This window comes from Rhizobium etli CFN 42 (genome assembly GCF_000092045.1).
Lineage (GTDB): Bacteria > Pseudomonadota > Alphaproteobacteria > Rhizobiales > Rhizobiaceae > Rhizobium > Rhizobium etli.
The window spans coordinates 37656-54249 of record NC_004041.2 but is presented as its reverse complement, the minus strand read 5'-3'; the positions used below and the strand labels follow the sequence as shown (position 1 = coordinate 54249).

10 protein-coding genes and 2 pseudogenes are annotated in these 16594 nt (G+C 58.2%); 7 read left to right on the top strand and 5 right to left on the bottom strand.

The window, feature by feature from the left end; translation table 11 throughout:
• Positions 1-1303: 1303 nt before the first annotated feature.
• Positions 1304-2809: an IS21-like element ISRel5 family transposase gene (istA, locus tag RHE_RS29655; protein WP_042120085.1), complete on the top strand. Its 1506-nt coding sequence runs from the start codon at positions 1304-1306 to the stop codon at positions 2807-2809.
• Positions 2806-3699: an IS21-like element ISRel5 family helper ATPase IstB gene (gene istB, locus RHE_RS29650; protein WP_004672573.1), complete on the top strand. Its 894-nt coding sequence runs from the start codon at positions 2806-2808 to the stop codon at positions 3697-3699. The genes istA and istB overlap by 4 nt, the downstream gene beginning before the upstream one ends.
• 812 nt (positions 3700-4511) lie before the next feature.
• Here istB and RHE_RS29645 read toward each other — a convergent pair.
• Entirely contained in the window at positions 4512-6956 is a 2445-nt protein-coding gene (locus tag RHE_RS29645; RefSeq protein ID WP_004674391.1) for a beta-glucosidase, read from the bottom strand.
• A gap of 468 nt (positions 6957-7424) precedes the next feature.
• Between RHE_RS29645 and RHE_RS35180 the strand changes: the two are divergent.
• Positions 7425-7605, top strand: a pseudogene (locus tag RHE_RS35180) (hypothetical protein); the annotation flags it as partial.
• Between the two features lie 409 nt (positions 7606-8014).
• On the opposite strand, the gene RHE_RS29635 reads toward RHE_RS35180, so the two are convergent.
• The 4 genes and pseudogenes from RHE_RS29635 to RHE_RS29620 all read right to left on the bottom strand — a co-directional run bounded on the left by RHE_RS29635 (position 8015) and on the right by RHE_RS29620 (position 11946).
• Positions 8015-8881 carry an ISAs1 family transposase gene (locus tag RHE_RS29635; RefSeq protein WP_237353332.1) on the bottom strand — a complete coding sequence of 289 codons (867 nt, stop codon included), beginning with the start codon at positions 8879-8881 and terminating at the stop codon, positions 8015-8017.
• A gap of 286 nt (positions 8882-9167) precedes the next feature.
• The gene (locus RHE_RS29630) at positions 9168-10073 is read right to left on the bottom strand and encodes a LysR family transcriptional regulator (protein ID WP_004674388.1); all 906 of its coding nucleotides are present in this window, start codon (positions 10071-10073) and stop codon (positions 9168-9170) included.
• A 336-nt stretch (positions 10074-10409) separates the two neighbouring features.
• Positions 10410-11152 (bottom strand): annotated as a pseudogene (locus RHE_RS29625) (SDR family oxidoreductase).
• An 11-nt stretch (positions 11153-11163) separates the two neighbouring features.
• On the bottom strand, positions 11164-11946 hold the full coding sequence (locus RHE_RS29620; protein WP_011053310.1) for an SDR family NAD(P)-dependent oxidoreductase: 783 nt from the start codon (positions 11944-11946) through the stop codon (positions 11164-11166).
• A gap of 467 nt (positions 11947-12413) precedes the next feature.
• On the opposite strand from RHE_RS29620, the gene RHE_RS29615 reads away from it, so the two are divergent.
• The 4 genes from RHE_RS29615 (at position 12414) to RHE_RS29605 (ending at position 16573) form a co-directional block, all read left to right on the top strand.
• Positions 12414-13265: an SDR family NAD(P)-dependent oxidoreductase gene (locus tag RHE_RS29615; protein WP_009991591.1), complete on the top strand. Its 852-nt coding sequence runs from the start codon at positions 12414-12416 to the stop codon at positions 13263-13265.
• 31 nt (positions 13266-13296) lie between these two features.
• A complete protein-coding gene (locus RHE_RS29610; RefSeq protein WP_004674381.1) occupies positions 13297-13998 on the top strand; it encodes a RibD family protein in 702 nt (233 codons plus the stop codon).
• Between the two features lie 22 nt (positions 13999-14020).
• The gene (locus RHE_RS34925; protein WP_009982859.1) at positions 14021-14143 is read left to right on the top strand and encodes a hypothetical protein; all 123 of its coding nucleotides are present in this window, start codon (positions 14021-14023) and stop codon (positions 14141-14143) included.
• 480 nt (positions 14144-14623) lie between these two features.
• Positions 14624-16573: a multicopper oxidase family protein gene (locus tag RHE_RS29605; RefSeq protein ID WP_018446454.1), complete on the top strand. Its 1950-nt coding sequence runs from the start codon at positions 14624-14626 to the stop codon at positions 16571-16573.
• Positions 16574-16594: the final 21 nt, after the last annotated feature.

Below are 16594 nucleotides of genomic sequence, written 5' to 3'. Positions count from 1 at the left end.
ATTGGCTCTATTCCCGCAGGGGGGGTCGACAAGACGAAGGTCACTTCTTGGCGTCCAGCGGATCGACGTCGCCTTTCATCAGGAAGGCCGCAATCTCGACAGGGCCAGCGCGCGCGGGCGTGACGATGATTTTTGCCATCGCCTTGTCTGAATGAAGATGCGTCGAAGCCGGCTGTGCTGCCGCAGCGATAGGCGCGCGGTGGCGGCGTGAATCGCCAAGTTGCCGCAACGGCCAGCACGAGGAACTCGACCAACGTCTCGGCGGCGAAATAGCGGAAGGTGCATTCCGGTAAACCACGGCGATCGAAACTTAAATCCGTCGCAATCTTCTCGACACTCACGTAGCATGAGCCTCGCGAACAAACGCCGCCACGCCACTATGGCAATTTCACTTCTCCTCCTCGGGATGAAATGGGACCATTCCTGAGGCGCTCTATTCCATCTCGAATACGGAGGATCCGGCATGCCTACGGTGTTGTTCAGACACGACCTCGCTTAACGATGTACTGAAGATTGCAGTCTACACGAAGCACGTTGCAGGCAGTGCTATGAAGTGTTCGCGGAAGATGGTTCGAGGTCTCGTCGGACGCTCTGTCGCGGCGAGCGCGGGACGTGTCTGATGCCCTCGATTTCAGTGAAGAACCATATTTCACGTGTTGCCCACCTGCCGACAACTTCCACCATCGCAAAAATGCACGTCCGCCTACCGAAGCTGAACGCTAACGATCCCCAAATGAGCTCAAAGATCACCTGTCGGCGGCGGCGGCGGAATTGGACTGATGAGGTGAGGGCACAGATTCTTGCCCACAACGTTCTTCAACTCGGCCCAATCCGGCGATATGTTCCCTCATCCTGGTTTCAGGCATGCCTTCAAGGCCCTGTCGGCTCGACACTTGGATTTTACAGGCGCCTGGCTGCTGGCCGACTGCCGCGCCCATTCCGTGATGATAAAAGTATTGTGCCGTGTTGGGTTCTTCACAAATATGTCCAGCACCCGACGTAGTTCTCTGCTCGGAAGCGGTTGAGGTCTGCGCCTTGACGCCGAAGATGGCCCTCTACAAGTTGGGTGACAATGTCCCGAGAGTTCTGCTCGCATTGGTTAGACGGGCAGGCTGGCTCTTTTATGCGTAGCGGCGATCTCGATGAGATTCAGCGTCAATCAGGATGAGACTCGCGCCGGGGTGTGACGGAGTGAGGGCGTAGCCCGATCGTAGTCATACCCCGGCGTGGCGCAGATTTTCGGCGTCTCATGATCGCGGTCGGTCCGGTACATTTGCGGTTTTCTGGATTGGAGAACCAGTTTGTGCCGGGTCGCCATTTAACCGATCATCAGATGAGACTCTTCATGAAGTACCGACAAACGCATTCCGTAGAGGTCGCCGCGTCAAAAGCGTCGATCAGCCGAGCCACGGCATACCGCCTCGCCAAGGAGGTACAACTGCCTTCTCAGAGCAAAGCGCCGCGCGGACGCCGCCGCCCTGATCCCTTAGAGCTGATATTCGAGACCGAAGTCGTCCCGCTCCTGAAGGCCGCACCCGGTATCCGTGCCGTCGCTGTCTACAACGAGATGCTGCGCCGACATCCAGAACTCTCTGAAGGTATCCGCCGCACGCTTGAACGACGCATTCGGTCGTGGCGTGCTGTCCATGGCGAAGCGCAGGGGGTCATCTTCCGCCAAACGCACGAGCCAGGCCGGTTGGGCCTTTCGGATTTTACCGACGCCAGCGGTCTTGGTGTGACCATCGCCGGCCAGCCGCTTGATCACCTGTTCTATCACTTCCGGCTTGTCTGGTCGGGCTTCGAACATGCCCATGTCATTCTCGGCGGCGAAAGCTTTGTCGCGCTGGCTGAAGGGCTTCAAAATGCCCTGTGGTCCGTGGGAGGTACGCCGCTTTATCATCGAAGCGACAGCCTGTCGGCGGCATTCCGCAACCTCGACGCCGATGCCAAGGTCGATCTCACCCACCGATACGATCAGCTTTGCTCCCATTATCGAATGACGCCGACGCGCAACAACAAAGGCGTCGCGCATGAGAACGGCTCTATCGAAAGCTCCCATGGCCATCTCAAGAACTCTGTTCATGACGCCCTGCTGATGCGGGGGGCCAAGGAATTCGACGACCTCAGTTCTTACCGCGCCTTTGTCGATGACATCGTCAGCCGTCGCAACGCTGCCCATGGCAAGCGCATTGATGCTGAGCGATCCCATCTGCAGGCGCTGCCCGAGCGCCGGACCACGGACTTCGAAGAGATTGTCGTTACGGTGTCCCGGACGGGCGGCTTCACCTTGCGCAAGGTCTTCTACACCGTGCCATCCCGCCTGATCGGCCACAGGTTAAGAGTTCGCCTGTTCGACGATCGGCTGGATGTCTTTGTCGGCGGTACGCATCTGATGACGTTGCGCCGAGGACGCGGCCATCCCGACGGCCGACACGACCAGGTCGTCAACTACCACCACGTCATCCATTCCCTGCGCAAAAAGCCGATGGCGCTCCGCGGCCTCGTTTATCGCGACAAGCTCTTCCCGCGTCAGGAATATCGCAAGGCCTTCGAAGCCCTCATCGAGCATCTTCCCGACAAGCAGGCTTGCAAGATCACCGTCGAACTCCTGGCGCTCGCGCATGACCGTGGTTGCGAACGCGAACTTGCCGAAGAATTGGCCAGGATACTCGATGCTGGTGACTTACCCAATCTGGCTACCATGCGAGCGCTCTTCGGTCCGGATCCAGCCAAGCTGCCGACCGTTCATGTGCAACTCGCATCGCTCAACGGTTATGAGGCCCTGATCGGGACGGGAGAAGCGGCATGAAGAACGCCCACGTTATCGATGAAGCACGCCTCGGCATCATGCTCAACGAGCTCCGGCTGCCGACGATCAAAATGCTGTGGCCACGATTTGCCGAAGAGGCGGACCGGGAAGGATGGCCGGCAGCTCGCTTCCTGTCGGCTATTGCCGAGCACGAGCTGGCAGAGCGTGCCAATCGCAGGATTGAACGGCATCTCGCCGAAGCGCACCTGCCGCCCGGAAAGACCTTAGACAGCTTCGCCTTTGACGCTGTACCCATGATCTCGAAGGCGCAGGTCATGGCAATCACCGCCGGCGACAGCTGGCTTGCCAAGGGAGCTAACATCCTCATGTTCGGTCCGCCCGGCGGAGGAAAGAGCCATCTTGCTGCTGCCATCGGCCTTGCGCTGATCGAGAACGGATGGCGGGTCCTGTTCACCCGGACCACCGATCTTGTGCAGAAGCTTCAGGTCGCCCGAAGGGAACTGCAGCTTGAGTCTGCCATCGACAAACTCAACAGGTACGACTTGCTCATCCTCGATGACCTCGCCTACGTCACCAAGGACCAGGCGGAAACAAGCGTGCTATTCGAGCTGATCTCGGCACGATACGAGCACCGGTCGATCCTGATCACCGCCAACCAGCCGTTCGGAGAGTGGAACCGGGTCTTTCCCGACCCTGCCATGACACTCGCAGCAGTCGACCGGCTCGTGCACCATGCCACGATCTTCGAGATGAACGTCGAAAGCTATCGCCGCAGAACTGCGCTTGAGGAAAAACGCCAGCGCGGCCGACCGGCCTCGTTTGCGACAATCAGGACATCAACGCTGTCTGTCGCGGAGCGGCAATCAGAAAACGACGAAGAACTTGTCAGCGGCAATCAGCATGATAATTTGATCCCGACCGCGACCTAAGAATCTCATCCAGATTGTCGCAAGCGTCTCATCCTGATTGCCGCGCTATTAGCTATTTTGCATCGATGGGCAGGCTCAAGGTTCTCTTGGAAGTCAGCATTTAGCTGCCTCACCATGGCGTTGAATAGGCTGAGTCGACCAAAGTGCTGCGCCCATTACCGAAGATTGCGATGAGGCATCAGCGTCCTTCAGCAATCTTGCCAAAGAATGCAGGCTTGCGAGATCGACGTGCGGAACCGCCAGGCTGCGCCAACAACCACTCATTGATCGGTCGAACATCCACGATGGGACCTCAAGAAGTCGACCAGAAGAAGAACCAGAAAGGCTGCAGCGGAAATATGCTTCCCTTTGGACACCGCCTCATGCACGTGAACGGGTTGCCCGGACCAGGGATGCCACGGATACAAAAGCTCGCGAACCTCGGTCCCGTGGGTGTTCTGTCGTCGTGTTGTACAACCATTTCCGGCCGCACTCATCGCTCGGATACCAGACCCCGGCCGAGGCTCTACATCTAATCGCCGCCGGATGAAAATTCAGTGGCAGGTCACTTCTTCCATCCCTTGGTGTCCACCTATTTTGGTGGACACCTCATGCCAAAGCTCACTCAATTGCAGAAGGTGCGGGGAAAATCGCGCTTACGATCGTTCAGAAAACATTGCCTGTTTTTGGAGGCGCAGGCGGTGTTTCGCCATGCCATTAACCAAGTACCGGTTTTGAGGCATTCTCTCACTCAACTCACCCAGCTTCACCGCCAAAACTGCATACGTTGGAACTCGACCACTGCCCAATGTGGTCATTGATTTGCGGCCCATTCAGAGCGCCAAGACAGCGCCCTTTTGCGTGACAGTTAAACTCAAACGGATGTCGGTGGCCGAGAACCCAGCCATCACTGCAAATTCCCCCGCCTCTATCCGCCAACGCCGCTCGGTCGTGTCGAAGAAGGCAAATGTTCGGGCGTCAAGTATGAAACGCAACCTTCGTTTCTCACCGGGTTCCAGGGCAATTTTCGAGAAGGCTTTCAGCTCTTTAACCGGTCTGGGTATAGATGCTTCAACATCGCCGACATAGATTTGCACCACTGCCGAACCTGGCCGCTCGCTGATGTTGGTCAATTCCAGTGTCACTGTCACCGCGCCGGCAGCGTCTGGTAGCCCTACCGTCAGGTCCGACATCGCAAAGCTTGAATAACCGAGACCATGACCGAACGGGAACAGCGGCTTAATGCCGTGGCGGTCGTAGTGCCGATAACCGACGAACACACCTTCGTCATATCGCACATGGCCGTCCTTACCTGGATAGACGGCGTCATCCTCAGTATGTGTGGGGTTGTCAGCCCAGCGCACGGGGAAGGTCTGTGCCAGTCGGCCCGAGGGCTCGGCCTTGCCGAGGAGCACATCGGCGATCGCGTTGCCAGCCTCCTGTCCGGGATACCAGCATTGCAGTACTGCACGAGCACCGGAAAGCCAGGGCATTTCCACCGGTCCACCGGTTTGTAGTACGACGATCGTGTTCGGATTGGCCGCAATTACCGCCTCAACAAGCTGGTTCTGCAGACCGGGAAGTGCAATACCGCGAAGATCGGAGCCCTCGGTATCCCAGTCGCCCGTTCTGCCCACGAAGACTACCGCATGATCAGCCTTTGCCGCGACGGCTGCTGCCTCGGCAATCTCCGCTTCGGCCGAAAATCTGCCTATTCCTACCCGAATTGCGGCGATATAGAGGTTGACGTGGTCGTGCCGGGCGTACTCGGCGACGACCTCGTATGTACGGCCGGCTTCGAGCGTGATTTCACCCACGACCTCTTCGCAGCCTTCTTCAAAGAATGTGGTACCACGTATCCAGGAAGCCCAAGCGTCCACCACAAGTCTGCCGTCCACATAGACCCGGCCAAGCCCGGCCGAGGTTAGTCCGACGCGATAGACGCCGGCTTCCGAGGCTGTGAAGATGGTGCGCATTCTAGCCGAAAAGCGAAGGGGATCGACAAAGCCCTCGGCCACGGGGGGCAACCATACACCAAGGCTCGACGGTTCCTCGACGACCTTCACCGGTTCGCCAGCTAGCTCCCTTCCTTGGAAAAACTCGAAGGTTGTGGGGTTTTCGATTAGCGGCTGAAACCGATAATTGTTGCAGCCCTGAGCGTAGCACAGATTCTCCTCACCCAGCGCGTCCACCAGCCCCTGCCACGGACTGATGACATAGTGAGGGTTCAACTGCGCCGAGCCGCCTCCCATCACCTGCGCGACCTTGGCATTGGGTCCAATGATGGCGACCATACCTTGCTGAGCCAATGGCAGGATCCCGTCATTCTGTAGCAGAACTGCGCTTTCCGCTCCCGCGCGCCTGATCAATGCCCTATGTTTCGGTTGATCAATGGCGTACTCCTTAAACTCGCGATGATCGTTGATAGCGCCGGTGCGTTCCATCAAAGTCAGGATATTGCGCACACAGGCGCGGATCGTCTCGACACTAACCTCGCCGCCTTCGACCGCAGCCAGTAGCTTGGAGCCGCGATCGCGAGTCGGGCCCGGCATCTCCAGATCCAGCCCGGCATTCACGGTGGGTGCGGTCGAACGCGAGCCGAACCAGTCCGACATCACCACGCCGTTAAAACCCCAGTCACCGCGCAGAACCTCGTTCAACAGCCAATGGCTTTCCGCCGTGTAAGTACCGTTTAGCTTGTTATACGAAGACATCACGGCCCAGACCTTTGCCCGCTTCACCGCCGTCTCAAAGGGTATCAGGTAGACTTCGCGCAGCGTGCGTTCATCGATATCTGAAGAGATGGTTGTACGTTCAATCTCGGACTCGTTGCCGACGAAATGTTTTATCGTGGCACCGACTTTCGTGGACTGCAGACCTTCGATATAGCCGACTGCAAGTTCCGCCGTCAGGATCGGATCCTCAGAGAAGCACTCAAAGTTGCGGCCGTTTGTGACGCTACGCTGGATGTTAACGGTGGGGGCTAACGAGACGTGGGCACCTTTTGAAAGAACCTCGTCACCTAGGGCACTGCCGATTTCCTTGGCTAGATCCGGGTTCCAACTCGCTCCGATGGCGATGCCCACCGGGAAAGCCGCTGCAGTCACACCTCCGACAAAAGACCCCGCCCCGCGGGCGCCGTTGGGGCCGTCGGTCAAGCGCAATCTCCCTATCCCTAGGCGGTCGATGGGCGGTAAAGACCAGAACGTATCGCCGGAAAGTAGCGAGACCTGCTCCGCCAAGGTCATATTATCGAGCAATGCTTTCTTATCAATCATCTTCTCTGCTTCTTGAATCTCAATACTTACCTGTCCCAGATCAACATCTCAAGATGCATATCGGGGAAGCTGGTGATCTCGGCGCCATGGAGCCGTCCATCCATAAAAAGGACGCCCGTTTGTTCATCAAGGCGTCGCGTCCCGCCGTCGCGAGGACGACGACATGTTCGAAGCCTTCACATAGCCGAGATGCGGTCACCGCTTTCCATTGAAAACAAGGAACATCGCGGCAATCGATTTCAGCAGTGAAAGTTGTGCCGGCTGCGGCAGCGCCGGTTCTGTTACGGAGTTATTCCTCCGCAAGTTTGTGAGACAGTTCGAACCTTAGCAAGTTTTATCAGACAATCTGTTGACAGACAACCTCGGTCGCGCAGCTTTCGTGTCGTCATTGATGATTCGATGCTTCCCTCGGAGGCGGATCCCGATTGATGAAGTTTCTTCACCGCCTATGGACAAGGATCGACCACAATGGACAGGCTGTTGTCCCGTTTCCGGCTACAGAGTAATCATTTTCGTACTGTCTTTCATAATCAGCATTTGCGCGGTGGGGTTTTCGGGGCACTACGCCGCGGGTCTCCTACAAGGCCGCCTGGAAACCTCGAGCGAGGTGATGCAGGTGCTCTCGGGTTTCCGTGACGTCTCCGCCTCGTCCGTCTGCATCGCCCTCACGCCGTGCTTGAATCCTCCCTACATATGCAGGCATTCCCGGTTGATATCGATCCAGATTGTCTGAGAGCTACCAGTATTCGTTGATCCTGCCGTTATAGCTTTGCCTGCTCGTCTGCACAAATTTAGATATCGAGAGATCAAAAACGGGCGCCTGGAGGAGAGCCGTGGCAGTACCGCATTCGTACCGGCTGGTCGTGTCAGACAGCCGAAGACTTGCGGATTCTCTACCATCATGGATGGCCTCGGCTCAGAGAGGGATCGGAGGCTGTCACGTATTTTTTTCCGCTTTCGGCATGTTAAAGGATGCCAGGCGATCTTGCTGCCAATTATTTTTCTGGCTGCGAGCGACCGCTTTCTGCCGGCACTCAAATTCCCCTGGTGAAGCAGGGCTATCGCATATGAGCGATGATAGAGATGAGGAACTGATCGTCCCACCCTGCCTTCTTGATCTTTCGACGAATGGAGGCCTTATCTGGATGGGCCCGGATGAGGTTGAGGGCAATCTTTCGTAACAGAGCAATGTTTGCCGGTCCGTGATCCTTACGGTTTCTGGCGGCATCCTCGCGGAACTGGACGTCGAGCACCCAGTGCAGTTTGTTTTCGATCTGCCAATGAGTTCTGGTTACCTCGATCAGGGCGGCAGCCGACATGACGGTGGAGAGCAGGAAGTAGCGGACATGGCTGGTCAGACGGCCATCGGCATGACGGCTTGTGGCCTCGACGGAGCCGATGGCCTGCAGGCCGGGGAAGTCGATGTCATTGACGGCGACGATGCAGGCACGGCGTCTTTCGCAGCGGTCATGGTCATTCTCGGCGGCGGTCTGGACGCCGAGTGGCTCGACGTCGTCCAGACGAGCAATCGTCTGTGCCAGGAGGCCGGGCTGATTGGCCTTCAACGCCAGGGCATAGTCGCCGCCGGCGGAAAGGATGGCATGAGCGGTATCGGCGCGGCAATGCAGGGCATCGGCGGTGACGATGGCACCTTCCAGCGACAAAAGCGCAAGCGCATCGAGCGCCCCTTGGACCTCGTTGCGGCCCGGCGCGGTCTGTTGGCCGATGACCAGGCCGCAACCGGCAGCCCAGACCTTGACGAGGGGCAGCGGCGTCGCCTCGTACCGCCTTGCCGTCGACCGCCACCACGCCTTCCATGCCCTTTGCAAAGGCTTCGGTAAAGCGGCTTCGAAGGCAACCTGATTGAGGCAGCGGAAAACGGTGGAGAAGGTGCCATGGCCGGCGATGCCATAGGGCAGCGGCACGATCGTCTTGAGCCACTTCTTTTTGGAAACGCCGAATCGGCCATGTCGGCGCAGCTTTCGGCGCCGCAAACGATCGCGGCAATGGCAATGAACAGGATCGACATCAGCGGATGACGTGTGTTGCGCCCCGAGGGTCGGGCAGATCTTTAAAACAGGTGGCAAATCGATTCATCCGTACCTCCAAATTATCGGAGAGTTCTTGAGTCGATTTGCCTCAGCAAAACAACTCCTTACCATCCATATGCGATTCTCCTGCCTGGTGAAGCTGTCTCGTCTGGCCGTCACTTCAATCGCCCGCAACCGGCGCCTTAAGGTAGTCGAGAAACGTCCGGAGAGCGGACGGCACCTGTCGATGCGAAACGTAGTATGCATGAAAACCCGGCCCGGTAGAGGTCCAGTCCGGCAGCACGACTTCGAGTGAACCGGCCGCAAGTTTGTCCTCGACCCGGGCCTGCAGGCAATAAAAGAGACCGCCTCCCTCCTCCGCCATGCGGATAGATAGTTCCGAATCTCCGAGCGTGAGAAGTCCCGGAACGTCGAGAGAAACCATGCGATCGCCGTCGCCAAGTTCCCATTTGCAGAGGTGATCCGTACCGGTTCGGATCCGGATGCACTCGTGCGTCAAGAGATCTTCCGGCCGCGCGGGCCGCCCTCGTTCGTTGAGATAGGCCGGAGAACCGACTACGATCCATTCGAGTTCGGATGTCAGACGCGACGCGATCATCCCCTCGGGAACCGTTCCCCCATAACGGATGCCCGCGTCAAAACCTTCGGCGACCATATCGATGAAGCGATCCTCGACGCTGACTTCGACCTCGACATCTGGGTAGCTCTTGCGAAAACTGTGCAGTCGAGGAGCGATCAGCAGCTCGGCGGCGTCACGCAGGGTGGTCACTCTCACTCTGCCCGTAGGCCCGCTCCTGAAACTGTCTAGGAGATCCATCGCAGCTTGAATGCCGAGGAAACGGGGCTCCAGTTCGGCAAGCAGCACTTCGCCGGCGGCGGTGAGACTGATGCTCCTGCTTGTCCGATGAAACAGACGGACGCCCAGACGGGCCTCCAAACCCCTGATCGAGTGGCTGAGGGCAGACCCGGAAACGCCGCGAAGCGCGGCGGCCTTTCGGAACCCCCCCGCACGCGCGATCGCGACGAAAGTTTCAAGGTCGGCCAGATCGGCCCGCGTTGATACCATGAGTTATGGATACTCGCACTTGTACTGAAAAAGATCGCCCTTGCCGGCGCCGACCTTGCTTCAGGCCGGCCGGCACCTTCAATCCTTATTTAACTGGCCCTGTATTTGGTATGTGATGGCCGAGGAAGCAGTCAAAAATTTGACCTAGTGATCCATGTTGGATCCTGCGAAGGACGGCGGAGATGGCCCGGTCGCTGAAAAACGAAAACGTCCGGGATTAGATCGTCATGCAATGAAGATCTTCGTGTCCACAGCCACGAGAGACGGCACCGGTTGGTTCCGCGAGGCGGTCTAACAGTCCCGGAGGTTCTAGTTCTGAGCTCTCGAAAACGCGGGCTACCAGTCCTGCCGGGTTGGATGGACGAAATGTCGTTGATCGTGATCTCCGGGGGCTGGTCTAGTGCATAGACCACGGCTTCAGCCACCGACGACGGCGGAATACCCTGCTTGTTGAGCTCTCCGGCGATCTTTCTGCCCGTCTCGTCATGAACCTTGTCGGCCCAGCCGGTATCGATCACGCCAGGGCTGATCATAGACACTTGGATCCCGCTACCCACGCCCACCTCCTTCCTGAGGCTTTCGGTAATACCGCGTATGAAGAACTTCGTGGCTCCGTAAACCCCTGCCGCCTCGCCGACATGAACGCCGGCGATAGAGCTCATATTCAGGATGCGGCCGGACCGGCGCTCCAACATCGACGGCAGCACCGCGGCGATCGCATGCAGATAGCCACGCAGGTTGGTATCGATCATCTTGTTCCAATCGCCGACGGCGGCATCCTTCCAATAGGAAAAGAGCATGAGGCCGGCATTGTTGACCAATATATCGACCGGGCCGTACGTCGTTGTGGCGAACGCGACGAGGGCCTTGGTACTCTCAAAATCCGTGGCATCAGCAACCTTGTAGCTGGCAATACCTCCCGAACCGGTGATGTCTTCGACGATCTGACTGAGGCGTTCCTCATTGCGGCCGGCAAGGACGACGCGCGCACCTTTTTCCGCCAATCCTCTGGCGGTCGCCGCTCCAATGCCCGAGGAAGCCCCTGTGACGATGGCGACCTTGTTTTTCAGATGTGACATGACGTGCTCCTTCACTGCGGTTGGGTCAATTCGGCTTGCCGCGCGGCTTTGACGGGCTCGGGGGTCGTCCGGTTTTCCAACACCTGCCGCTTGGTTTTCTGATCTCCGCCGACGATATGGTCGATGCCGTTCATGAGGGCCTCGAAGCCCTGCTTGGCGACGAGCGTCTTGTCGTTTTTTTGTTGGCCACCGAGCTTCGTACCGCCCATTCCAGCGTTCGCGTGGAAGTCGCTGTTGGTGGCGCCCGGAAGGAGTGCCGTCACCGTGACCCCGGTCGAGCGCAACTCCTCGCGCAGAGATTCCGCGAACATGTAACCGAATGCCTTCGACGGGCCGTAAACGGTTTCGTATGGCGTGGGCAGGGTCGCCGAAACCGAGGAGGTGATGAGAATCCTGCCGCGGCCGTTCTTGACCATATGTTGGACGACGCGTTTGGCCATATGGACGGTCCCGGTTACATTGATCGCAAGCAGGCGAAGCTCATCCTCGAGATCGTTATCGACAAAGGCGCCGCCAATACCGATACCGACGTTCAGAGCCGCGGCTTCCAAGGGGCGCCCCAGCCCCTGCGTAAAGGTCCAGAACCTCTCGACGCCATCGTACGTCGAGGCATCCGCTTTGAACGGATATGCTTCGGCATCAAGGCTTCGTAGCGCATCGGCGGCCTCGTTCACCTTGTCGCTTGAGCCTGAAATGGCGACATCGAATCCATTCTTGGCGAATTGTTTGGCAAGCTCGAAGCCTATTCCAGATGAGCCGCCCGTGATCATTGCGAGTGGTTTATTCCCTGTCATGATTTCACTCCTTTGGTTTGGTCAGCACCACGATCGTCTCGAGGCGCTGGTGACCAAATGCCCGTGGAGCCGATTGGTTACATGAGCAAAATTGATCGGGGCGGCGAGTGAAAATCATCCACCGATCTGGCAGGGACCAGGAGTGCGTTACCTTTTTGGTCCCGTCCGCGGTCGAACTGGCCAGGCATTCCCTACGTCACGAAGGCCCTTGAGTGAACACGGCTCATCGGTGCGTGCGATCCCGCTCACTTCAAGTAGCCGTCGCGCTACCCTATTCTTATAGTGCGATCGAACGGTCGTTCGCAGCCCGCGGATATGATCCGACGACCCAAGCGCCCGAGTAGCGTTGATGGACTTCTCTGCGCTGGTGCCATCGGCCGGCACGCTTCTCGGAGAAAAATTCCACGGCGACGGCTTGTCCGGCACACCTTCCAGCGGTGACGGTCCAATGACGGGAAAGACAAAAAATGAGCGAGAGAATGAACAGCGTCGTTGCTCCTGGCCGCGTTGCGGTCATCACGGGAGCTGCGAAGGGCATCGGCTTGGCAATCGCGAGGGCTCTCGCGGCCCGCGGCATGAAGCTCGCGCTGCTGGATCTCGACGCCGACGCACTTGAGGATGTTACTTCGACACTCGACACGGACATCCTGATCGTGAGCGGCGACGTATCAGATTTGTCGGCACTGACCAGGTTGCGGGACGAAACGATTTCGCGGTTTGGCGACGTGGCCGTCCTAGTAAACAACGCGGGCATAACGCAAGGAGCCGGCCCTTGGGACAATCCTGCAAAGTGGCGACGCCAGATCGATGTAAACTTCGGAGGTGTTCTGGCCGCGCAACACGTCTTCGTGCCCTACATGATCGAAGCCGGTCGCCAGTCGGCCGTTGTCAACCTCGGCTCCAAGGAAGGTATTACGACTCCTCCAGGTAACGCCGCATATTCGGTGGCAAAGGCAGCTGTCAAAGTCCTGACCGAACAGCTGTCGCACGAGCTTCTGAAGGAGACGGGAGGTCGTGTTTCGGCTCATCTCCTCGTCCCTGGCTACACGTGGACACCCATGAACATCGCACTCAAGCCGCAGGGCATTGCGAAACCCGATGAGGCATGGACCGCAGAGCAACTGGTGGAATACTTCCTGGTCCGTCTGCTCGACGAGAATTTTTACATCATCTGTCCGGATAACGCGGTTACGTCTGCGATCGATGCCAGAAGGATCCGCTGGGCGGCCGACGACATGATCCTGAACCGGCCGGCGCTTTCACGCTGGCACCCCGACTGGATGGATAAATTCGCAGCCTGGTTGAAGTCAGGTCACTGACGGTGGAATGTTTGTAGAGGAGAGTAATCCAATGCCCAGACCCTATGTAATCTGTCACATGATGTCGCCGCTGGATGGCCGATTGATCGTCAATGATTGGGCCGAGGCAACCGGCCATTCGGTCGATGAGCTCGTGAAGATCTATGACGGCCTGCATGAGAAGATCGGTGCCGACGCCTGGCTTTCGGGAAGAGCGACGGGAGAAGAGTTCGCGGACGCCGTCGACCGCCCCTATCAAGCAACCGGCACAGCCGCGCGACCGATCCATATCGCCAACCCGGACGCCGGCGAGTTCGCTGTCATCGTGGATAAGGACGGTCGGCTACGCTGGGACAAGAGCGACATTGAGGGAGCTCACCTTGTGGTCCTGACAGGATCTGACGTGGATGATGCTTACCTGGCGGGCCTCACCCAGGCTGGCGTTTCCTATATCGTCTCGGAGAAAGATGGCGTCGATCTGAAAAACGCGCTTGACCTTCTTGGAACCGAGTTCGGTGTGAAGCGCTTGATGCTGGAAGGCGGGGCGCAAACCAATGGCCATTTCTTGAAGGCGGGTCTTGTTGACGAGGTCAGCCTGGTCATCTTCCCTGCGATCGGAGGCAAGTCGAATACACCGGCCATATTCGAGGGCGGCGAGGATGGGCTTGCCGGCAGGGCGAGGCTCACGTTTATCAGCGCCGAAGCCGCTGGCCTCGGCTCCGTGCATCTGAGATATCGCGTTGGACGTCCATAAGAGACGTCCATAGGAGAAGATTGTGGAAGGGCTCCCTCCTGCCGTCGTCGAAATGATCGTCGAGGAGCAGGGCGCGATACTCCTGAGCAAGCAACCTTGTTTCGAGATCATCGCGCAGCGCAGAGAGCCGGAAGAACTGGCGTAGTCTGCCCGTGGTGTCTCTCCGATTAGGCGGTGTGATGAACGGTATGTGACGCCGACATTAATGCCCGCGGCGGTGACCGCGATATGAGCGTCAAGGCGTTGCTCGAGTGCAGCTCGACAAACAAACAAGGTGAGACGCGTATTGCCGCACGTAACGATGCTCCCCACAAAAATGTCGGGCCTACTACACCTGCTGTCAGGTTTGTCAGGTGCGCGCCATGGTGCTGTTCCGCCCGACTTCCTACCGCGCTCTCGTGGAAGTCCTTGAAGCATAGGCACAAGATTCCTTCTGAGGCTCGATCCGGCCAGAGTGGCATGAGTCTTGAAACTTTCTCGTCGCGCGGCGGCAGCTGTCTTCTCCCGAGAAAGCGCGCGAGTCAAAGTCGAATTGCAGGTGAACGCATGGTGACGCAGTAGAACTTTGTGGATGCGGTTCGACCCGGGGAGAACAAAACTCCGGGCAGAGGTTTGGGAGGGTTGTTTGTCTGTGTCTGACAAAATTGCGATCTTCGGTATGGCGAGCGTTTTTTCGGTCACCCATGCGCTATTCGCAGTCGCTCAAGAGGCCAGGGCCGTGACTAACCCCCTGGCCTATATGCTGCAACCTATCACAAAATCCCAGGGGATGCTGAAAACCTTCGAACAAAGCCGGGAGACATTTCCGGGCGAGGTTCTGCTCGATATGAACGCTACCTATCTCGACCGACAGATCTACAATCCGGCCACGGCGCGCTACGACCACGTTAAACTGCGCGGCTATCAAGACGCCCGCCAGACCGGCTTATCCGGTGCCGACACGCCATTGGTTGGACCGACCATCGATCTACGGCCCGGTCAGACGGTGCGGGTAACGCTTCACAACCTGTTCCCTCAGGATTCCACCTGCGGCATCGGCGGTGGCAGTGCCAATACCCCCCATTGCTTCAACGGTACCAACCTGCATTCGCACGGTCTCTGGGTAAATCCGTCTGGCAATGGCGATAATGTGCTGATCTCAATCCGTCCCGGCGTTTCGTTCCAATATGAATACAACATCGCCGTTGAGCATCCCGCCGGCACCTTCTGGTATCACCCACACCTACACGGATCAACCGCATTGCAGGTGTCGAGTGGCATGTCCGGGGCGTTGATCATCCGTGGCGATCGCATGCCGACACCGACCGAGACTGGCGATATCGACCGCCTATTGAAGCAGCCGGGCGGCTCCGATATCGCCGAACGGGTTTTGGTGCTACAGCAGATTCAATATGCTTGCACCGATAACAATGGCGACATCACTTATGATTGCCAGCCAGGACAGGTGGGCGGCATCGAAAGCTACGATCAGTTCGGACCTGGCAGTTGGCCGGCTTCGGGCCGCTTCACCAGCGTCAACGGCCAGGTGCTTGGTCAGTTGGCATTAGCGGAGGCTGGCTCGGTCGAGCGGTGGCGGATGATACACGCCGGGGTTCGCGACACCATCAATTTCGAAATCCGGCGCAAGACCGGGACGACCGCGTTCCGCACGCTTGCGGCAGCGGACACCGACAGATGGATCGATCAGAATTGCGGCAAGGATACTATTCCGTATGGGGTGGTGGCCCAGGACGGGCTGACAATGGCGCAGGTGCAGATGCGGCAGCAAGCGATCCTGCAACCGGGCTACCGCGTTGACGCGCTGGTGGTGTTGCCAGGAGCGGGTGACTACTGCATCATCGATGGCGCCGCACCGGCAGCGGCCAGCGTCAACCAGGAGGCTCCAAGCCGACGGCTTCTCGGCATAGTCACTGCAGTAGGCGGCCATGCCGTCAATGGCGAGATCGGCACCTATCTGCAGGATTGGCTGATTTCGGCGGCTGAGCGCACGATGTCACAGAATGTCGCCGGCAAGGTTATCGATGACCTCAAGAACGAGATGTCGCTCTCAAGCTTTATTCCCCATCCGGACATCGACGCGGGCGAGGTCACCGGCGAGCAGCAACTGGTGTTTAACATCGATGTGAAACAGCCGGGTGCCACCTTCTTCGAGGTTGACGGCAAACCTTATGATCCCAACCGCATCGACCGGACGTTGCCGCTGAGCGGAGTCGACGAATGGACGCTCCGCTCGGATTTCGTCAGCCACCCATTCCATATCCATGTCAATCCGTTTCAGATCATCAAAATTGTCGATGCGGCCGGCAACGATGTCAGCGCGCTTGGCGCCGATGACGACGGCGATCCGCAATATCCAGGCTTGAAAAATGTCTGGAAGGACACGCTGTGGATCAAGAATCCCGGCACCGATCCGTCGGCGCGCTACACGATCACCGTGCGGACGCACTACCAGCGCTATATCGGCGAGTTCGTTCTGCATTGCCACATCCTCGATCATGAGGACCAGGGCATGATGCAGAACATCAGGATCACCCTGCCGGACGGCCAGGGTGGCACCGTTTCCGGCCATCATTAGGGCGTCGATCGCCATTGGGAG